Source organism: Capnocytophaga bilenii, from assembly GCF_017565765.1.
Taxonomy (GTDB): Bacteria; Bacteroidota; Bacteroidia; order Flavobacteriales; family Flavobacteriaceae; genus Capnocytophaga; species Capnocytophaga bilenii.
The window spans coordinates 45,353-63,886 of record NZ_JAGDYP010000010.1; the positions used below are offsets into that span (position 1 = coordinate 45,353).

At 39.3% G+C, this 18,534-nt stretch carries 20 protein-coding genes; 6 read left to right on the forward strand and 14 right to left on the reverse strand.

What is annotated here, in order from left to right; translation table 11 throughout:
• Nucleotides 1–66 precede the first annotated feature (66 nt).
• The 14 genes from kdsB to J4N46_RS11415 all read right to left on the reverse strand — a co-directional run bounded on the left by kdsB (nt 67) and on the right by J4N46_RS11415 (nt 14,337).
• Nucleotides 67–813, reverse strand: a complete 747-nt coding sequence (kdsB, locus tag J4N46_RS11350) for a 3-deoxy-manno-octulosonate cytidylyltransferase (RefSeq protein WP_208059387.1) — start codon at nt 811–813, stop codon at nt 67–69.
• 78 nt (nt 814–891) lie between these two features.
• On the reverse strand, nt 892–2,244 hold the full coding sequence (gene accC / locus J4N46_RS11355; RefSeq protein ID WP_208059388.1) for an acetyl-CoA carboxylase biotin carboxylase subunit: 1,353 nt from the start codon (nt 2,242–2,244) through the stop codon (nt 892–894).
• Nucleotides 2,245–2,256: 12 nt separating this feature from the next.
• Nucleotides 2,257–2,766 (reverse strand): acetyl-CoA carboxylase biotin carboxyl carrier protein, encoded by a 510-nt coding sequence (gene accB, locus J4N46_RS11360; RefSeq protein WP_208059389.1) that lies wholly within the window; start codon nt 2,764–2,766, stop codon nt 2,257–2,259.
• A 44-nt stretch (nt 2,767–2,810) separates the two neighbouring features.
• Complete coding sequence (locus J4N46_RS11365; protein ID WP_208059390.1) at nt 2,811–3,806, reverse strand: beta-ketoacyl-ACP synthase III; 996 nt, start codon at nt 3,804–3,806, stop codon at nt 2,811–2,813.
• Between the two features lie 202 nt (nt 3,807–4,008).
• On the reverse strand, nt 4,009–6,411 hold the full coding sequence (locus tag J4N46_RS11370; protein ID WP_208059407.1) for a DUF2339 domain-containing protein: 2,403 nt from the start codon (nt 6,409–6,411) through the stop codon (nt 4,009–4,011).
• 125 nt (nt 6,412–6,536) lie between these two features.
• The gene (locus J4N46_RS11375; RefSeq protein WP_009416823.1) at nt 6,537–7,274 is read right to left on the reverse strand and encodes an energy transducer TonB; all 738 of its coding nucleotides are present in this window, start codon (nt 7,272–7,274) and stop codon (nt 6,537–6,539) included.
• A 45-nt stretch (nt 7,275–7,319) separates the two neighbouring features.
• The gene (locus tag J4N46_RS11380) at nt 7,320–7,697 is read right to left on the reverse strand and encodes a VanZ family protein (protein WP_208059391.1); all 378 of its coding nucleotides are present in this window, start codon (nt 7,695–7,697) and stop codon (nt 7,320–7,322) included.
• A complete protein-coding gene (gene gcvH / locus J4N46_RS11385; protein WP_208059392.1) occupies nt 7,684–8,049 on the reverse strand; it encodes a glycine cleavage system protein GcvH in 366 nt (121 codons plus the stop codon). The genes J4N46_RS11380 and gcvH overlap by 14 nt, the downstream gene beginning before the upstream one ends.
• A complete protein-coding gene (locus J4N46_RS11390; protein WP_208059393.1) occupies nt 8,046–9,530 on the reverse strand; it encodes a GH3 auxin-responsive promoter family protein in 1,485 nt (494 codons plus the stop codon). Before J4N46_RS11390 ends, gcvH begins: the two co-directional genes overlap by 4 nt.
• The gene (gene msrA / locus J4N46_RS11395; RefSeq protein WP_208059394.1) at nt 9,527–10,135 is read right to left on the reverse strand and encodes a peptide-methionine (S)-S-oxide reductase MsrA; all 609 of its coding nucleotides are present in this window, start codon (nt 10,133–10,135) and stop codon (nt 9,527–9,529) included. The genes J4N46_RS11390 and msrA overlap by 4 nt, the downstream gene beginning before the upstream one ends.
• 20 nt (nt 10,136–10,155) lie before the next feature.
• The gene (prmC, locus tag J4N46_RS11400; protein ID WP_208059395.1) at nt 10,156–11,004 is read right to left on the reverse strand and encodes a peptide chain release factor N(5)-glutamine methyltransferase; all 849 of its coding nucleotides are present in this window, start codon (nt 11,002–11,004) and stop codon (nt 10,156–10,158) included.
• Nucleotides 11,004–12,149 (reverse strand): glucosaminidase domain-containing protein, encoded by a 1,146-nt coding sequence (locus J4N46_RS11405; RefSeq protein ID WP_208059396.1) that lies wholly within the window; start codon nt 12,147–12,149, stop codon nt 11,004–11,006. The genes prmC and J4N46_RS11405 overlap by 1 nt, the downstream gene beginning before the upstream one ends.
• Nucleotides 12,133–13,074, reverse strand: a complete 942-nt coding sequence (locus J4N46_RS11410) for a 1-aminocyclopropane-1-carboxylate deaminase/D-cysteine desulfhydrase (protein WP_208059397.1) — start codon at nt 13,072–13,074, stop codon at nt 12,133–12,135. Before J4N46_RS11410 ends, J4N46_RS11405 begins: the two co-directional genes overlap by 17 nt.
• A 21-nt stretch (nt 13,075–13,095) precedes the next feature.
• Nucleotides 13,096–14,337, reverse strand: a complete 1,242-nt coding sequence (locus J4N46_RS11415) for an ABC transporter permease (protein WP_034557717.1) — start codon at nt 14,335–14,337, stop codon at nt 13,096–13,098.
• A 393-nt stretch (nt 14,338–14,730) separates the two neighbouring features.
• Between J4N46_RS11415 and J4N46_RS11420 the strand changes: the two genes are divergently transcribed.
• The 6 genes from J4N46_RS11420 to J4N46_RS11445 form a co-directional block, all read left to right on the forward strand.
• A complete protein-coding gene (locus tag J4N46_RS11420) occupies nt 14,731–15,330 on the forward strand; it encodes a hypothetical protein (protein ID WP_208059398.1) in 600 nt (199 codons plus the stop codon).
• 113 nt (nt 15,331–15,443) lie between these two features.
• A complete protein-coding gene (locus tag J4N46_RS11425; RefSeq protein WP_208059399.1) occupies nt 15,444–16,232 on the forward strand; it encodes a tetratricopeptide repeat protein in 789 nt (262 codons plus the stop codon).
• A 23-nt stretch (nt 16,233–16,255) separates the two neighbouring features.
• Entirely contained in the window at nt 16,256–16,828 is a 573-nt protein-coding gene (locus J4N46_RS11430) for a tetratricopeptide repeat protein (protein ID WP_208059400.1), read from the forward strand.
• A gap of 165 nt (nt 16,829–16,993) precedes the next feature.
• A complete protein-coding gene (locus tag J4N46_RS11435; protein WP_208059401.1) occupies nt 16,994–17,290 on the forward strand; it encodes a hypothetical protein in 297 nt (98 codons plus the stop codon).
• Between the two features lie 7 nt (nt 17,291–17,297).
• Nucleotides 17,298–17,627: a hypothetical protein gene (locus tag J4N46_RS11440; RefSeq protein ID WP_208059402.1), complete on the forward strand. Its 330-nt coding sequence runs from the start codon at nt 17,298–17,300 to the stop codon at nt 17,625–17,627.
• Between the two features lie 624 nt (nt 17,628–18,251).
• A partial coding sequence (locus tag J4N46_RS11445; RefSeq protein ID WP_208059403.1) for a hypothetical protein occupies nt 18,252–18,534 on the forward strand: 283 nt, incomplete at its 3' end.

The following is an 18,534-nucleotide window of genomic DNA, read 5'->3' on the forward strand; positions in this document are numbered from 1 at the left end:
CTTTTTATAAATAAGTTATTAACAATTTTATAAACAATTGATAATCATTTATCAATGATAACAACTTTAACATTTCGTAAACTCCAAGCTGTATTTTTCTCTTGCAGCTACCAAATCTGCCTCTGTATCTATCCCTATACTACCTATTTCGGTAACAGCAAGGCGCAGTTTATAACCATTCTCTAAATACCTCAGCTGCTCCAATTTTTCTACCTCTTCTAATGAAGAAACAGGTAAATGTGTAAATTCTTGCAAAGCCTCCTTTCGGTAAGCATAAATACCTATATGTTTGTAATACAAAGCTTTACTTTTTTCATCACGCATAAAAGGTATTGCCGCACGCGAAAAATACAATGCATCATTATCTTTATTCATCACCACCTTTACATTGTTAGGATTGCCAATATCTTCGGGAGTAGTAATACGTTCTACCAAACTTGCCACCGATACATTCCTTTCGCTATCCTCTCGGAAAATAGCAATTAGTTTTTGTAAATTCTGCTTAGCCGTAAAAGGCTCATCTCCTTGTACATTTACAATTATATCTACATTTAAATTCTCTGAAGCCTCAGCCAAGCGGTCGCTGCCACTATTGTGTTCTTTTTGGCTCCTAATCACACTGCCACCTGCCGCCTCTATCACTTGTGCTATGCGGTCGTCATCGGTAACCACATACACTTCTTCAAATAATTCTGTACGTACCACAGCCTCATAAGTACGCACTATCACAGGTGCCCCACAAAGGTCTTGCATCAGTTTAGCAGGAAAACGAGTAGCACCATAACGTGCAGGAATCATTGCTATTATTTTCATATATCAAAATATCATTATACCATATAAAAGGGACTATCTCTTTTTCAAGACAGTCCCTTTCGCCATATATTTTTTCTATTATCCTTCTACTTGTGGCTTCATTTTGAAGTCTTCCATAAACTTGGTCGTATAATTACCCGCCAAGTAGTTAGGGTCATCCATCAATTGCAAATGGAAGGGTATAGTTGTTTTTACACCTTCTACTACAAACTCATCCAATGCTCGGCGCATTTTAGCTATCGCCTCCTCGCGTGTTTGAGCTGTCGTTATAAGCTTTGCTATCATCGAGTCGTAGTTCGGCGGAATTACATAACCACTATACACGTGCGTATCCAAACGAACACCGTGCCCACCAGGAGCGTGAAGTGTTGTTATCTTACCCGGTGAAGGACGAAAATCATTATAAGGATCTTCTGCATTGATGCGGCATTCTATAGCGTGTAATTTAGGAGTATAATTCTTCCCTGATAAAGGCACCCCCGAAGCCACCAATATTTGTTCCCTGATAAGGTCATAATCAATTACTTGTTCTGTAATAGGGTGTTCCACTTGAATACGAGTGTTCATCTCCATAAAGTAAAAGTTTCTATCCTTATCCACCAAAAATTCTATTGTTCCAGCACCTTCATATTTTATAAATTCAGCAGCTTTCACAGCAGCCTCACCCATACGCTTACGCAAATCTTCAGTCATAAAAGGTGAAGGAGTTTCCTCAGTAAGCTTTTGGTGACGGCGTTGTATAGAGCAATCGCGTTCCGATAAGTGGCAAGCCTTACCATATTGGTCGCCTACAATTTGAATTTCTATGTGGCGAGGGTCTACGATCAGTTTCTCCATATACATAGCATCATTACCAAAAGCAGCTCCCGCCTCCTGCATTGCGCTATCAAGAGCTTTTTCAAGATCCTCCTCTTTCCACACATCACGCATACCACGTCCCCCGCCTCCAGCCGTAGCTTTTAGCATTACAGGGTATCCTATTTCGGCAGCAGTTTTTTTAGCGTGTTCCAACGATTGTATTAAACCGTCAGAGCCAGGAACTGTAGGTACGCCAGCTGCTTTCATTGTAGCCTTAGCAGAAGCCTTATCACCCATTTTTTCTATCATTTCAGGTGAAGCACCTATAAATTTGATACCGTGTTCAGCACAAATTTTAGAAAACTTAGCATTTTCGCTCAAGAACCCATATCCTGGGTGAATAGCATCTGCATTTGTAATTTCGGCAGCAGCTATTATATTAGGTATTTTCAAATAGGAATCCTTGCTTGGTGGAGGTCCTATACATACAGCCTCATCAGCAAAACGAACGTGTAAACTATCGGCATCAGCGGTAGAATATACAGCTACCGATTTGATGCCCATCTCGCGGCAAGTGCGTATTACGCGCAATGCTATCTCTCCTCGATTGGCTATTAATATTTTTTTGAACATACTTGCTTTTTGTTATGAAGGATCTACCAAAAATAGTGGTTGGTCAAACTCTACAGGTGTAGAATCTTCTACCAATATCTTCACTATTTTTCCTGATATCTCCGATTCTATTTCATTAAAAAGTTTCATCGCCTCTATAATGCATATCACACTACCTTTGGCTACTGTCGAACCTACTTCTACAAAAAGTGGCTTATCAGGACCAGGACGGCGATAAAAAGTACCTATCATAGGCGATTTGATGGTTATGTATTTGCTATCTTCACTGTCAGCCGCAGGTTTTGCAGGCGCTGCTTCATTGCCTGTTGGCACTATAGGTAGTGTTTGTAAGGCTTGTTGTGGTTGGATAGACAACTGTGGTAGCTGCTGAGCTACAGGTAATTGCTGCACATATACTTCTCTGTTGGTCTCATCAGGGTTTGTTTTTATGGTAATCTTTACATCATCCATCTCCAACTTCACCTCACTCGCACCTGACTTTGCAACAAATTTAATCAAATTTTGAATGTCTCTTAAATCCATAGTGTTTATCTATTTTGCTCAATCGTTGTTTTTATGTTATATATTTAGCTGTTGTAAGCCCATTTCAAGTAAAGTGCTCCCCAAGTAAAGCCACCACCAAAGGCAGCCATTACTATGTTATCACCTTTTTTTAGTTGTTTTTCGTAATCATTAAGGGCAAGAATGATAGTTGCCGAAGTAGTATTACCATATTTGTATATATTCAGCATCACCCTTTCCGCAGGTAGCCCCATTCTATCAGCAGTAGCATCTATAATACGTTTGTTAGCCTGATGTGGCACCAACCATTGCACATCGTCTTTAGTCAACCTATTGCGCTTTATAAGCTCTTCTGCTACATCTGCCATACCCGTAACTGCGTATTTAAATACTGTTTTTCCATCCTGAAACACAAAGTGTTCCTTGGCAGCTACCGTTTCGGCAGTAGTAGGGTGCAACGAACCACCCGCTTTTATATATAAGTGGTTACGCCCTATGCCATCACTTTTTAGCAATTCATCTTGTACCCCTAAGCCTTCGTGATTAGGTTCAAAAAGTGCAGCACCAGCCCCATCGCCAAATATAATACAAGTAGCCCTATCTGTATAATCAATGATTGACGACATTTTATCAGCACCCACTAAAAGTACTTTTTTATAACGTCCCGATTCTATATATTTGGCTGCTAATGATACCCCAAACAAAAAGCTAGAACAAGCCGCTTGCAAGTCAAACGCAAAAGCGTTGGTAGCACCTATTTGTGTAGCTACATAAGGACCTGTGAGTGCTACAGGCATATCGGGAGTAGCTGTTGCCAATATAAGTAAATCAATTTCTTTAGGGTCTATTCCCTTTTTGTTTATCAAGTCTTTAGCTGCCTGAATAGCCAAAAACGAAGTCCCTTTATTAGGGTCTTTCAGTATACGTCTTTCTTTTATGCCCGTACGTGTGTATATCCATTCGTCATTGGTATCTACCATCTTTTCCAACATAGCGTTGGTAAGCACATCTTCAGGGACGTAGCCTCCTACACCCGTAATGGCAGCAGTTATTTTATTCATTACTAACTAATTTTTATGTACGTTTTTTGCGCTGTTCGCTCTATGATAAAAAGCAATCACTGCGCAACCATACAAATTTTGGCGCAAAAATACATAATTATTTTTGATTTACTACAAAAAAATTATTTTTTTAACACGATTGTCTATTTCGCTCTTTATTATTCATAGGTAATTACCTACTTAAATTTTGGTGAATCTATAGTTATTTGTCCTTGTCTTTAGCAGTGTATTTATTGTAAAGGAAGGAGGCTATCATTAGTAGTACGCCCAACAATACAAATACCACCGTTTTGCGCAAAGTATCCAAATGAGTAATATCGTAAAAGAATAACTTCAGCACACAAAAGCTAATAAGTATAATCCCCGATAGTCGCAGGTATTTTTTGCTGTTGAATATCCCTATAACTATCAGTAGTACAGCATAAGCCCCCCACAAAATTGTGAGACCCAGCTTATAATTAGCTGTAGCATCATATAGTTCCGTCCAATGCAAAAGCTCGCTACTACCTATCCACAAGCACACCAAGTGGAATAGCAGCTCCAATACTTTCTTGGGTTGCTCTTTAAATTCCAAATATTGTTGCAAACGATAGATTGTATAACACAGCACCGCAAAGGCTGCAATCCCTATATAACGCACGTTTAAGAACCACCACGAAAGTTGATATACATTATAAAACGCAATATAACGCCCACGCAATTCGCTGAAATTGTACAAGCCAAGCGTTATAAAAACTGTTCCTATAAGAAAAGCAGCTACTATTTGTATTTCGGCAAGCAGTTTGCTTTTCATATATCGTCTATTTATCCAGCTGTAGAGCCCCACAAAGAGTAAGGTATATATAATTATTGATGATTGTTTAAAGAGTTCAGCATCATTGTGTAGCACATTATCAAACACACCATTATTAAATTGCAAAGCTCTCAATTCCCAAAGCAAGTTTATTTGTCTTGTAAAGGTATCGTAAAATGGTATTACCGAAAGCGCATTGAAAACCACTGCTAAAGTGTTGTAATCCTTATCTGTTTTATGACGATAATGGGTATATGCCACCCAGCCCATAGCAACACTATAAAGCAATGAATTAATAAATAATGAATTAGCAAAAGGTACTGTATAGTCAAAAGTTGATATATCTATCACCCAGCTTATGGTGGCTAAGGTCATCACTGCATAACTGATGCGTTCATACAGTATCAGTTTTTTTGTTCTTCCAAACCAAAAAAGCAGTGCTGCCTCTACACTCCATAATAAAGTTATCCACGTACCTTCAAATTGTATCGGGATTACCAAGGTAGCAAAAGATAACGCCAATACTAGCACCAAGTATTTGAGGTTTGTATGCACTTGCTTGTGGTGAAAATAACTTGCTATAGCAAAGTGTAAAAGAGCATTAGCAAGGGTAAAGAGTGCTATAGGAGTACGTGCAGGGTTGTACTGCTCGTTTAGCAGCCAAGCTCCTATGCTGTAAAACAACAAGCTATTAGCTAAAAATACAGTTACATCTATACTGCTAAGCACTGCCCCTTTTTGTATTTTCTGAGCAATAAACGAAGCGTAAAACGTTAAGAATGTAACGATACTGAAACTAAAAAATGCCCCGAAGTGTTCAGGCTGATAGGCAAGCCCCCACATAGAGAGCAGTAATAGCCAAGTGATTAAAAATGCTGAAACAAACAGCGACCTCCATTGCTTGTAGAAGGAAATTACTATCACTCCCACATTGATAATAGCTGTATAGATAAATAGGATATCTACACGCCCCGAATTGTTACTCAGCAAGAAAGGTACTGCATAGCTACCCACAAGCCCTATAATGGCAATCACTACTTGGTTATAATTAAGAGCTGCTGCTATGGTGAAAGCGGTGAAGAGAAACATTAGTCCAAAAGTAACCTCTTGCCCAAAGTAGCCAAACATTGAGTAAGCCACAAAGGTAACAAAATAGAATATAGCCATTGCACCGCTCACCAATACAGCGCTAAAGCTAGTGTATTTTTTCTTGAGTATAGCTCCAAAAACAAAGAGCCCTACGCCTGTAAGATAGCCTAAAGCGAGGCGCATTGCAGGGCTGATAAGGTTATGGTCTATAGAGTATTTTACCCCTATAAACACACCTATTAGTATAATAGCAATTCCTATTTTGCTAAACAGGTTTTCACCTATAAAACGCTCCCAATCCCAATCGGTTTTTAGCCCCATCATATCACCTATAGATTTTTCAAAGGCTGGTGCTTCTGCTTTCTTAGGTTCTTCTATTATTTGAGGAGCTTCGGGTATTACTTCTTCTGCCGCAGGAGATATTTCGGCTTCTGTCTCTTCTACGATAGGAGGCACTTCAGTTACTACCTCTTCTGCAACAGAAGGTACTTCAGCCACTACTTCTTCTACAGTAGGAGCCTCAGCTACCACTTCTTCTGTAGCAGGAACTGTCATAGGAGCTTCAACTACCTCTTCTGTTGCCACTACTTCAGGGCGAGCGGTAGCTCTCAGTTCCCATATTGTTTGCTTGATGCCTTTCATTTCTTTGATGAAGCTGTATTGTTTATCAACCACTTCATCTACTTTATTGAGCAAGGCTTCTAAATCTTTTTCAGTAACCATAGGCGTAATCCTCATATTTAGAGTACAAATATACGTTATTTTTTTTAATTACACACTATATTAGAAAAAAAAACTTTGCCAAAGGTTTTAGTTCCTTTGGCAAAGCGCATATATGTATTTTTGTTTTAAGACTGAAGTCTGAAGTTGATAGGATAAGCAAAAGTAACTGGTGTAGGTTTGCCACGTTGCTTACCAGGTATCAATTTAGGGAGTTTTTCTATAATACGTTTAGCTTCGTTTTCAAGTAATTTATCGGTACCACGTACGCCAAGCACTGTAATAGAACCATCGGTATTGATACGGAAACTTACGTTTACTTTACCTTGAATACCCATTTCGAGTGCTGCAGGGGGATAAACAAAGTTTTTGCTAACGTGCTTATCAAGGTTTTCTTTGAAGCATTGAAATTGTTTGTCTTTAGGAACGTTTTTGCAAGCTTCAAACATAGGTTTGTCCTCAATAATTGTAAAAGGCACATCAATAGGCACATCTTCTACAGCTGTATCTGTAGATTGAATTGTGCTAACGTCAGCCACTTTATCTTCTTTTTTAGTTTCAGTAGTAGCAATTTGAGCTTCCTCAATCTTAGCGTCGTTTTCAACGATTTTCACATCTTCTACTACTGCTGGTGGCGGTGGTGGCGGTGGTGGCGGAGGCGTATCAGGAGCTTCCATTACGAAGTTCTCTTGTTCCTCATCAAGCTGCTTATTCATCTCGCTCTGGCGGTCGTCTTTTACAGTTTTGTCATACACCTTAGCTTCAAACCCCCACAAGGTAAGCCCAGAAACTATAGCAAAACCAATCGCAAAGAACAACCCACTACTTTTTGCCAAATCGGCTTTCGGATTTTTTTTAGGTTGCATAATGATGATTTTTAAAAAAGTTATTAAATATTTCCCTCTTGACAATTACCTAAAGAGCACTCGGAATCTTGTCATAAAACATAAAGCAACAATTGTGCCAAAAGTGTTAAAAAACACATCCATAATATCGCCACTGCGATTTACGGTTAAGGAACCTTGCAATAGCTCTATCAGTCCGCCCAAAATTACAGCGGTTATAAAAGCCCATAAGAAGCATTTTTTTGCGCTGTGAAAACGTTTTGTTTCGTTGTAAAACGCTGCTATAAATAGGCAAGTGTAACCAAAATAGAACCCAAAATGGGCAATTTTATCTAAATAAGGAATGCGAGGCGCATCAGGCACTTGGGGCGGCGAAATAAAGCAGAGTGTAACGATAATTATCACCCACACTGCCCATAGAATAGTGTATTTATACTTGAGCATATAATTCGTTATATTCTTCTTCCGATAGTAAAAGGTCGTATTCTTGCGGTTGGGTAGGTTTTATTTTAATAATCCAACCTTCGGTATAAGGGTGTTTATTTACTTTTTCAGGATGCTGAAGTAATGCTTCGTTGAAGGCTACAACTTCGCCTGCAATAGGCATAAAAAGATCCGAGACAGTTTTAATAGCTTCAATAGTGCCAAAGATAGCATCTTGCGCCAGAGTACTACCTACGCTTTCCACATCCACATAAACAATGTCGCCCAACTGCTGTTGTGCAAAATGTGAGATACCCACAGTAGCGGTATCTCCTTCAATAGTTACCCAAGTGTGTTCTTTACTGTATTTCATAGTTTTAATTGTTTTACTACGCTTCTATCATTAGCCAAACGTTGTATTTTGTTTTGTCCGCCCAATTTACCTTGCGCTTTCATATAGGCAGCAAAACCACCCGTTGGCACTTTAGTGATTTTGAGGGGTTGTAGTACTTTGCCTTGTATAAGGTCGTAATAATACATATTTTGTTTTTGTAGCGCCTCGTCTATAAGTCGGGCAAAAGTTTTCATATGTTTAGGCATTGTTTCAAACTCTACAAACCATTCGTGATAGGGCAATTCACCTTGTGCAGGGTTCACTTGGGGGGCCACCGTAAATTCAGTAATGCGAGCCCCTGTAGCTTCCAAAGCTACCTGCATAGCTTCTTCCACTTCTTTAGCAATCACGTGTTCGCCAAAAGCCGAAATAAAATGTTTAATACGCCCCGTAACTACGATGCGGTAAGGCGCCAATGAGGTAAATTGGACAGTGTCGCCTATATTATAGCCCCACAAACCTGCATTGGTAGAAATAATAAGTGCATAATTCACCCCCAGCTGTACCTCTTTCAGTGGAATACGCTTTGGCTGTTCTGTAAAGAAACTATCAGCTTCTATAAACTCATAGAATATCCCCGAATTGAGTTGCAAAAGCATTCCTTTTTCAGTTTGCGAATCTTGGTAGGCAAAAAAGCCTTCACTGGCAGGGTACAGCTCTATGCTATCCACTTTTCGCCCTATAAGGTGTTCAAACTTTTGCCTATAAGGTTCGTAATTAACGCCCCCGTAAATAAAAAGATTAAAATTAGGAAACAATTTGCCTACTTTTATGCCCGCACGACTGTAAAGACGCTCAAAGTACATCAGTACCCACGAAGGAATACCACTAATGAGGGTCATATCTTGAGAAAAAGTTTCTGTTACAATAGCTTCTACTTTTGTTTCCCAATCTTCAATACAATTTGTTTTATAAGAAGGCATACGGTTTCGCTGCAGATAAGCAGGTACGTAGTGGGCTACAATACCCGAAAGGCGACCTACTTTGATGCCATTCTTTTCGCTAAGTATAGGGCTACCTTGCAGAAATATCATTTTGCCATTTACAAAATCGGCTTTTTTGGTTTCGTGTATGTAGCACAATATGGCATTGCGGGCGTTCTGTATGTGGTGTGGCATAGAATCTTTGGTAATAGGGATATACTTAGCCCCACTGGTAGTACCTGATGTTTTAGCAAAATAAAGCGGCTTGCCACGCCATAGCACATTTTTTTCGCCCTCCACTACCCTATCTATATAAGGGCGCAGTGCCTCGTAATCGCGTACAGGCACACGCGCTACAAAATCTTCATAAGTTTTAATCTCGGCAAACTGGTGAGCTTTGCCAAAAGCTGTGTTTTGGGCATCGGTAATGAGCTTTTCAAACACTTTTTGTTGTGTTTCTATTGGTTTTTTTGCCCAACTATCTATCTGTTTTTTTACGATAGAAGCAAATATTTTGGACAGCAATGATTTTATCATAACTTCTTGCGCATTTTTCTGATACTATGCCGTTTTCCTGATAAGCGAATAGGATTTGCCATTTTAGCATTTGCCAGCACATCTGGGGCTATATGGCATTCGGCATTTGGAAATTTATCTAAATAGTCATTTTGCCAACTCTCAACAGGATAGAAAGCGCGAAAAGGTTCGCACTCCACCACAATAGGCTGTGTATAGCTTTTTGCCAAACGCTTGAGGGCATTTTGGGCAATTTGCTGTTGCTGCGTATCTATATAATAGATGCCTGTGCGATATTGAGTTCCCACATCATCACCCTGTTTGTTGAGGCTCGTGGGGTCTATAGTTTTAAAAAAAAGAGTTAGTATTTTCTTGAATGACAGAATTGTAGGGTCGTAAGTAAGAGCAACGCATTCGGCATAGCCTGTAGTGCCTGTACTTACCTGCTTGTAGGTAGGGTTGGGGGTATGCCCATTCACAAACCCCGATTGTGCTTTTATAACACCGCGTACTTGTTTAAAAAAATGTTCAGTACCCCAAAAGCAACCTCCTGCTAAATAAACTATAGCCGAAAGAGTTTGGGGTTGTTTTTCTATTTTCTTTTTCGCTTGTTTTTTCTTTTTCATTCCTAAATTCTACCTAAAAATCAGCGTTTTGCTAATATCATTCTGTCATTTCCTGATAAATCTTTTCTTATTTCTACCTTGCTAAATCCTTTTTGTAAAAGCATCGCCTTCATTGGCACCCCTAAATATTGATTTATTTCAAAAAACAGTCTCCCGTTTTCTTTAAGAGCTGTGTGTGCCAAAGAGGCTATTTGCTCATAAAATACCAAAGGTTGCTCATCGCCAACAAATAGTGCTGTATGGGGTTCGTAGTTGAGAACATTGGCGCTCATCTGTACTTTTTCAGACTCACGTACATAAGGGGGATTAGATACAATTACATCATATTGTCCTATAAGTGAAGGCGTAGCGAGTATATCCTGCTGCTGCCAGCGAATAGTTACCCCATTATTAGCAGCATTAGTTTGAGCTACTGCAAGGGCTTCGCCCGAAATATCAATAGCTGTTACTGAAGCCTGTGGCAGTGCTTTAGCCAGCGATATGGCAATACAACCACTACCGGTACCTATATCTAGAATACTTAGGGGGTGTTTTTCTGTTTTCAATTCGTTTAGCACCCAGTCTACCAATTCTTCGGTTTCGGGGCGCGGTATTAGTACCGCTTTATTGACGATAAACTTATGTGAATAAAACTCCGTTTCGCCCAATATGTATTGTATAGGTACATATTCTTTAAGAGCTTCAACAGCTTTTTTTATAAGCACCAAACTATTGGCTGCAACCATAGTATCAGGTGCTGCCAATAGTTCTGTTTTTGTATATTTTCCGTAATGAGTAAGCAGTAAAAAGTAGAATGCCTGTATTTCCGCAGGGTCGTAGAGGCTATTCAGGGATTGGTAAATAAAGTTTTTTAAGGCTGAAAATGTCATTAATTGATGCGTATTTGTTGCCCTACGCGCAAGTTACTACTTGATAGGTCGTCTAAATTATTGAGTTTCATCAATTGTTTTACCGGCACTTGCTGCTCGCGGGCTATTTTATAAAGCGTGTCGCCTGTTTGCACCTCATAGTAATCTTTTACGGCAGGAGGGGGGGTAACAGCTACCTCTGTTTTTTTAGGAGGTAGATTTTTAGACGATTCTTGCTTTTGTGGTTGCTGTTTAGGGGGTTCTTTTCGTTCTATAGTTTTAGCAATTTCTTTTTCAGTAGGTTTAGGAGTTTCCTTCACCTCTGTTTTTGGGGTTGTGTTGCGTGTTACTGTTTTTTTGGCAATAGCAGTATCATCGGGTTCTGGGGTTGTGGTGTTTTGCGGCAATTTGGGGGTGGGTGTAGAAACAATATCAGAGCCAAAGGTGAGGCTTGATTGTTTCATTTCGGCAACCACTTGCAAATCGTATTGGTGCAAGTTGAATTTTTGTATAAGGGCTATGAGTTTTCTTGCATAGGCAGGGTCGGTAGCATATCCTGCTTTTTTAAGACCGTGCGCCCAAGCCTCATAGTCGGTAATAAGCAAATCAAACAAAAAAGAATATCTACCTCGTTTGTTGAGGAATGTAGAGTGGTCTTCAAACGACTGTTCTTCGTTGTCGTATTTTCTGAAGCACTCGCGCTTTTCATCGTCATCGTGAGTGATAGTTTTTCCGTTCCAAGTAGCGTGGCATTTTATACCAAAATGGTTTTTGCCGTGTCGTGCTAATCGCCCTTGTCCGGAGGCACTTTCTAAAATACCTTGTGCTAAAGTGATGCTTGCTGGGATTTTGTAGCGCATCATCTCAATCATAGCAATGTCTTTATACTTTTGGATATATTCCTTAGTAACCGACTCGGTAACCCTCATAGGTGGAGGCACCTCGTGGAAATCGTCTTCGGTGAAATCTTTCTGAATGCTTTGTGCTTCTACCAAAGCTTTAGTGCGTTGTGTTAGTTCTATGTGTGTGGGTTTCTTAGTTTCTACAACAGTACGTTGCCCTCGGTAGGAAACCGTGTGAGGGTTGTTCTTACTCTTGTAATACTTATCAGAACACGATGAAAAAACAAACAGATATAGCAATAGCAAACTAAATCGTCTCATCATAATTCAAAATAATTTTTTGTTTTGCTTTTCTTTTTTTATTAATTCCTTTTATACCTTGCAAGCCTCCAGTATGTATTGCCAATATTTTGGTATTGGGTGCAAAATATCCTTTACTTGCGAGGGCAAAGATAGCAAAAATCATTTTACCTACATATATAGGGTCTAACGGGATACCCGTTGAATTGTTAAAATCATTTAAAAAATCTATGAGTTCGTCATTCACTTTGGCATAGCCGCCAAAGTTGTAATCATACACCAAATGCCAATTGGTTTTATAGGTGTATTGCCTGATGACATTTTCAAGGAAATCAGCGCCTTTTAGGGCTGGAAAGCCTATAACTGTTTGGTGTGGCTCACTTGCCTCAATTATTCCTGCTATAGTGCCGCCTGTACCTACAGCGGTGCATATCACATCAAAAGTGCTATCTTGGGGGGTAAGAATCTCGGCAGTGCCTTTTACTGCTAAAGCGTTGGTACCGCCTTCGGGAGCTATGTAAATATTTGAACCAAAACGATTTACAAGCATTTCTAAAAACTGAGGCGAGGTTTTGTTACGATAATCACTACGCGAGACAAAGAAGAGCTGCATACCACAACTTTTGCAAAACTTTAACGTGGGATTAACGTCAATTTCACATTCTAATTCGTCTCCGCGTATCACTCCGATGGTTTTTATCCCCATTAAATTGCCTGCAGCTGCAGTAGCTGCGATATGATTGGAGTAAGCACCACCAAAAGTAAGAATAGTATCTTTGCCTTCAGCCAATGCTTGTTGTATGTTGTATTTTAGCTTTCGCAACTTATTGCCCGATACCAATGGGTGGTTCTTATCCTCCCGCTTGATAGTGAGCTGAATGCCATCGGGAAGAGGGAGGTGTACCTGTTGGTTTTCTATCTGTAAATTGTCAAATCGCAATGTCTCCATTCGTATTTATAATTCAAAAAACTATTCGTACCTAAGTGCCTCTACAGGGTTTAACTTTGAAGCTTTGATTGCCGGATACAAGCCCGATACTACAGCTACTACCAGCGCAATAACAATGGCAATGAGTATCACTCCCCAAGGTATTACAAACTGAAATTGAACAGCTTGTGCAATTACATAACCTAAACCGACACCCAACACGATACCCGTAAAAGCACCTAGTAATGCTATCATTAGTGTTTCGGTGAAAAATTGCAAGGTGATGAGCTTACGTTTGGCTCCTAAAGCCTTGCGGATACCTATCTCACGAGTGCGTTCGGTTACCGATACGAGCATTATATTCAACAGGGCTATAGAAGAGCCTAAAATGGTAATCAGCCCGATGAGAAAGCCCGCAATGGTGAGTACATTGGTAATCTCGCCCAATCGTTGCAGAAGGTCATCACTGCGTTCTATCCCAAAATTGTTTTCTTGCAAGGGCGACAAGCCTCGCAGGCTGCGCATTGTAAGTACGGCATCATTCACAGCTAAATCCATTTGGGCTTTGGTAGGGACGCTTACTTTTAGCTGGTAATCTAAATTGGTTATAGGGAATATATTCCGTGCGAGTTGTAAGGGTATTAGTACCTGAAAATTTTCGTAATTACCAAATGAGGAGGCTTGCTCTTTGAGAACGCCAATAATGCGCAAGGGGGTACCTCGCACTGAAATAATTTTGCCTATAGGGTTTACACCTTTGAGGAGTGTAGTGGTAAAATCAACTCCTATTACGCATACATTTACATTGTTTTGTATATCAAAATCGCTGAAGCCTCTGCCTTGCTCTATAGTGAGATTGGAATTCGCTATATAGTATTCATCTACCCCCACTACACGTGCCAGCGGGTCGGTTTTTTTGTTTTCGTATTTTACCTCGAGTGAAGAAGCTGCATCTACCGAGATACTTATCTTGGCAAAAGGCAAGCTCAATTGTTCTTTAAAGTTTTTAGCATCGTTATAAGTGATGAGGGGGTGCGGTTTTTGGGTAGTGCCACTGCCTTCGGCTCGTTGTGAATACTGATAGCGGGTAATGAGAAAAGTATTGGCACCCATAGAAGAAAAATTACCTTCGAGGGTGTTGCTAAGGGCTGTAATCACACTGAGAATACCTACTAAAGCAGTAATACCGATAGCGATAATCACCACGGTGAGTATCGTGCGCAAAAACTGTGCTTTGATAGCACTGATAGCAATTTTTATATTTTCTAATACTACAACGAACACTTGATAAGTTTGCTTGTTTTCGGCAAAGGTACAAAAATAATTATTAATGGTTGATGATTGATGATTATTTTTTAATGTGGTAGTGCCTTGAAAAAAGTGCGAGCCGCACTGGCTTTACATACTCGGCTGTGCCAGCTCGCCGACTTTCCTTCGGTGCGAGCCGCACTGGCTTTTATCCTTCGTCACATACTCGGCTGCGCCAGCTCGCCGACTTTCCTTCGCTCATCCTTCGCTCATCCTTCGCTGAACCTTCGCTGAGAAGAATTTTGAATTTTGAATTCTGAATTTTGAATTGGCGTTATGGGTGCTTTGAACATTAATCATTGATAATTAAACATTTTTTTGTATTTTTGCGGCAACAAATTTAGTTATTAACTTTTCAAAAGAACAAAAATGAAAAAATCAATTCTTTTTGGTATACTGCTATGGTGTAGTGCAGTATCCTTTTCGCAAAACATTGAAGATAAAGTGGAGGCAGCTCTGCAAAAATCATACGATAGCCACAATGCTGCAGCAGTAGAAACTTTTTTGTACGACAATGCCTCTGAACTAAGCGACTACTGGAAAGCATACATTAAATACCGCGAAGCTAGCAAAATAGCTATGGTTGAATCAGAAAAAAAAGAATATATCAACGAGGCTATCAAATTACTAGAACATAGTGCTAAAGATGCTGAAGACTATATACTGCTGGCTTTGGCGCAAAATTACGCTCTGCAATTTGTTCCCAATAGCGAGATTTATAACAAAGTAACTCAAGTGATTAGTACGCTGCAAAAAGCTGAGAAATTAGACCCTGAAAATGCGCGTTTGTACTTAGTAAAAGCTATTCAGGATATGTATACTCCTGCAAAATACGGCGGTGGTAAGAATGCAGAATTGTATTTTAACTTGTCGTTATCTCTTTTTGAAAACCCTCCTGCTCATAACAAACTAAAATGGGGCAAAGAGGATGCTAGGATTATGCTGGGTATCTTTAGAAATGGGAGATAATTAGGTGCGAGCCGCACAGGCAATTTTAGATGTTAGGGGAATTAGTAAATGAGGGAATTAGCAAATTTGGGAATTAGGTGTTAGTGGTTGGTATTAAAAAGTAACAATAGGAAATGAAAAAAATAATCGTATTTTTATGTTTATTAGGCTTTGTTATAGGCTGTAAACAAACTGACAACATAGAAACTCTTACTGCAAAAGCGGAAAAAGGAGATGCAGAAGCTCAATATAATTTAGCTAAATGTTATTATGATGGTAAAGAGGTGGAACAATCTTTTGAAAAAGCGGTTGAATGGTATGAAAAAGCGGCTAAACAAGGATATGCTAAGGCTCAGAACGCTTTAGGAGTTTGTTATCATAAAGGAGAAGGGATAGAGGAATCTCTTGAAAAAGCGGTGGAATGGTTTGAAAAATCTGCTAAACAAGGAGATTCAGAGGGGCAGGTTCTTTTAGGACTTTCTTATTGTATGGGTACTGGAGTGGAACAATCTTTTAAAAAAGCTGCGGAGTGGTTTGAGAAAGCTGCCAAACAAGGAGATGCAGAGGGACAATGTGCTTTAGGGGAATGTTATAGTAATGGAGAGGGCGTGGAACAATCTTTTGAAAAAGCTGCTGAATGGTTTGAGAAAGCTGCCCAGCAAGGAGATGCAGGAGCTCAATATTCTTTGGCGTATTGTTACCATAATGGAGAAGGGGTAGAACAATCTGATTCTAAAGCGGCTGAATGGCTTATGAAATCTGCCCAACAAGGATATGCAAAAGCTCAATACTTTTTGGGGCTTTGTTATGATAAAGGGGAAGGAGTAGAAATATCAAAAGAAAAAGCCTTGTATTGGTTTATAAAATCTTGTGATAATTCCTATGAGCCTGCTTGTGAATTGCTAAATAAAATTAAAGATTAGGCAACTAAACGTTTAAACTAACGATGAAAAGATTTTTTATATTTATATGTATGTTTGGTTTTGTTTGGGGTTATTCTCAAACACAAGACATTAAAACACTTATTGCAAAAGCAGAAAAAGGGGATGCAAAAGCTCAATATGATTTGGGAATTTGTTATTATAACGGAAAAGGGGTGGAACGTTCTTATCCTAAAGCTGTTGAATGGTATGAAAAAGCTGCAAACCAAGGACTCGCAGATGCTCAATATAATTTGGGAGATTGTTACTATAATGGGTTGGGCATTGAAGAATCTTTTGAAAAAGCAGCTGAATGGTATGAAAAAGCAGCAAAACAAGGGCACGCAGCTGCTCAGTTTGAATTGGGTATTGGCTATCATAAGGGAATAGGGGTTGAGCAATCTTTTGAGAAAGCTATTGAATGGCTTGAAAAATCTGCCAAACAAGGATATGCTGCGGCTCAATATAATTTAGGATATTGCTATTACAATGGACAAGGGGTGGAACAATCTAAAACTCAAGCTATTTTTTGGTTTAAAAAAGCCTGCAAAAATGGTGATAATGTGGCTTGTGACATTGTAGATACTATTAATAACTAAATACAAATGAGTTAGAAAGAACTGCCCTACTATTTCCTTTTACCCACCATAGAAATAAGCGTTTTTTAAGCCTATAATGCGAGTGGGAATTTTGAATTGTGAATTTTGAATTGGGCACAAGCTGCAAGCTTGCGCCAGCGGGGGATATGAGCCACACGGGCGATTATGGGACTTGTAGGACGAGTGGGACGAGTGGGACAAGTAGGATGGGGAGAGAATTGTGAATTGGGCACAAGCTACAAGCTTGCGCCAGCGGGGGGTGTGAGCCACACGGGCGATTATGGGACTTGTAGGACGAGTGGGACAAATGGGACAGGTAGGACGGGGGAGAGAATTTTGAATTGTGAATTGGGCACAAGCTGCAAGCTTCCGCCAGCGGGGGGAGGTACTTTTGTAAAAGATAAAAATGGTAATCTTGTTGATGTATCACAAGTAGCAACACAAATAATTAGAATGAAATAAATAAAATATGAAAGATATAGTATTATTAAATGTAAGGATACTAGCAGGAGCATATATAAGACAAGTTGATAAGGACAATACACTTATTGCTTGTAGAAACTTGCTTCAACTTAGCTATAAAAAAGGGCTCTTACATAAAAATCCTTTTGATGAAGAAGGTAATTTAAACATTGACACAGTGATCAAAGAAAGTGATTTAACAAACTTAGGTAAACGATTATTTGATGATTTAGCTGATAAGTGGTTTACTTACACAGATCGTACTCAAAAATATGACAACATTACAATATTAGAAAAGTACTTTAATAATTTGAACAATATTGGTAATGTGTCATAGGTGTTGTTAAAATTCCAACAACCTACTAATCAATACAATACAAAATAATTAAAGCCCTATTTCCTTTTACCCACCATAGAGATAGGTGTTTTTTAAGCCTATAAAGCACTCTAAATAGTGCGAGGGGAATTGGCTAATTATGAATTTTGAATTCTGAATTTTGAATTGGGCATAAGCTGCAAGCTTGCGCCAGCGGGGGTGTGAGCCACACAGGCGATTATGCGACTTGTAGGACGAGTGGGACAAATGGGACAAATGGGACGGGGAGAGAATGACGAATTGTGAATTGGGCACAAGCTACAAGCTCGCACCAGCGGGGGGTGTGAGCCACACAGGCAATTATGCGACTTGTAGGACGAGTGGGACAAATGGGACAAATGGGACGGGGAGAGAATTTTGAATTGTGAATTGGGCACAAGCTGCAGGAATTCTGAATTTTGAATTCTGAATTTTGAATTGGGGAGTAATGGGAGCAATGGGAGTAATGGGATTGGTGAGAGTGCGGGCGGCAAAGGGAATTTTGAATTTTGAATTGGGCACAAGCTGCAAGCTTGCGCCAGCGGGGGTAAACAATAGTGATGTTAAAAATATAAAAACTCGAAAAATTGATAGAAACAAAGTAAAATGCAAAACATAAATAAATTAAAAACATCTTATTCTCCGTGGAATTTTAATTTTTGTGATGAAATAGATGGTTTTAAAATAGAATATAAGAATATTATTGAATTTAGTCAGGGTTCTCCTTTGATAGGAAATTTATATGTAAACAATAAAGAATTGTTAAAAAATAATTTTTTTAGTAGTCCATATTTATATTTTGAAAGGTATTTATACATTCCGATGTTTATAAAGCGTTTTTGTTTATCTGGTTTTATTATTACAAAAATAAATTTAGATACATTAGAAA

What these genes read in the sequence shown, in the direction of transcription:
- prmC (WP_208059395.1), bottom strand. Translation starts at nt 11,004, where the DNA reads ATGACATTTTCAGCCTTAAAAAACTTTATTTACCAATCCCTGAATAGC.
- J4N46_RS11425 (WP_208059399.1), top strand. Translation starts at nt 15,444, where the DNA reads ATGAAAAAAATAATCGTATTTTTATGTTTATTAGGCTTTGTTATAGGC.
- J4N46_RS11420 (WP_208059398.1), top strand. Translation starts at nt 14,731, where the DNA reads ATGAAAAAATCAATTCTTTTTGGTATACTGCTATGGTGTAGTGCAGTA.
- J4N46_RS11380 (WP_208059391.1), bottom strand. Translation starts at nt 7,697, where the DNA reads ATGCTCAAGTATAAATACACTATTCTATGGGCAGTGTGGGTGATAATT.
- J4N46_RS11390 (WP_208059393.1), bottom strand. Translation starts at nt 9,530, where the DNA reads ATGATAAAATCATTGCTGTCCAAAATATTTGCTTCTATCGTAAAAAAA.
- J4N46_RS11365 (WP_208059390.1), bottom strand. Translation starts at nt 3,806, where the DNA reads ATGAATAAAATAACTGCTGCCATTACGGGTGTAGGAGGCTACGTCCCT.
- J4N46_RS11370 (WP_208059407.1), bottom strand. Translation starts at nt 6,411, where the DNA reads ATGGTTACTGAAAAAGATTTAGAAGCCTTGCTCAATAAAGTAGATGAA.
- msrA (WP_208059394.1), bottom strand. Translation starts at nt 10,135, where the DNA reads ATGAAAAAGAAAAAACAAGCGAAAAAGAAAATAGAAAAACAACCCCAA.
- kdsB (WP_208059387.1), bottom strand. Translation starts at nt 813, where the DNA reads ATGAAAATAATAGCAATGATTCCTGCACGTTATGGTGCTACTCGTTTT.
- J4N46_RS11410 (WP_208059397.1), bottom strand. Translation starts at nt 13,074, where the DNA reads ATGGAGACATTGCGATTTGACAATTTACAGATAGAAAACCAACAGGTA.
- J4N46_RS11405 (WP_208059396.1), bottom strand. Translation starts at nt 12,149, where the DNA reads ATGATGAGACGATTTAGTTTGCTATTGCTATATCTGTTTGTTTTTTCA.
- accB (WP_208059389.1), bottom strand. Translation starts at nt 2,766, where the DNA reads ATGGATTTAAGAGACATTCAAAATTTGATTAAATTTGTTGCAAAGTCA.
- J4N46_RS11435 (WP_208059401.1), top strand. Translation starts at nt 16,994, where the DNA reads ATGGGACTTGTAGGACGAGTGGGACGAGTGGGACAAGTAGGATGGGGA.
- J4N46_RS11430 (WP_208059400.1), top strand. Translation starts at nt 16,256, where the DNA reads ATGAAAAGATTTTTTATATTTATATGTATGTTTGGTTTTGTTTGGGGT.
- gcvH (WP_208059392.1), bottom strand. Translation starts at nt 8,049, where the DNA reads ATGAAATACAGTAAAGAACACACTTGGGTAACTATTGAAGGAGATACC.
- J4N46_RS11375 (WP_009416823.1), bottom strand. Translation starts at nt 7,274, where the DNA reads ATGCAACCTAAAAAAAATCCGAAAGCCGATTTGGCAAAAAGTAGTGGG.
- accC (WP_208059388.1), bottom strand. Translation starts at nt 2,244, where the DNA reads ATGTTCAAAAAAATATTAATAGCCAATCGAGGAGAGATAGCATTGCGC.
- J4N46_RS11440 (WP_208059402.1), top strand. Translation starts at nt 17,298, where the DNA reads ATGAAAGATATAGTATTATTAAATGTAAGGATACTAGCAGGAGCATAT.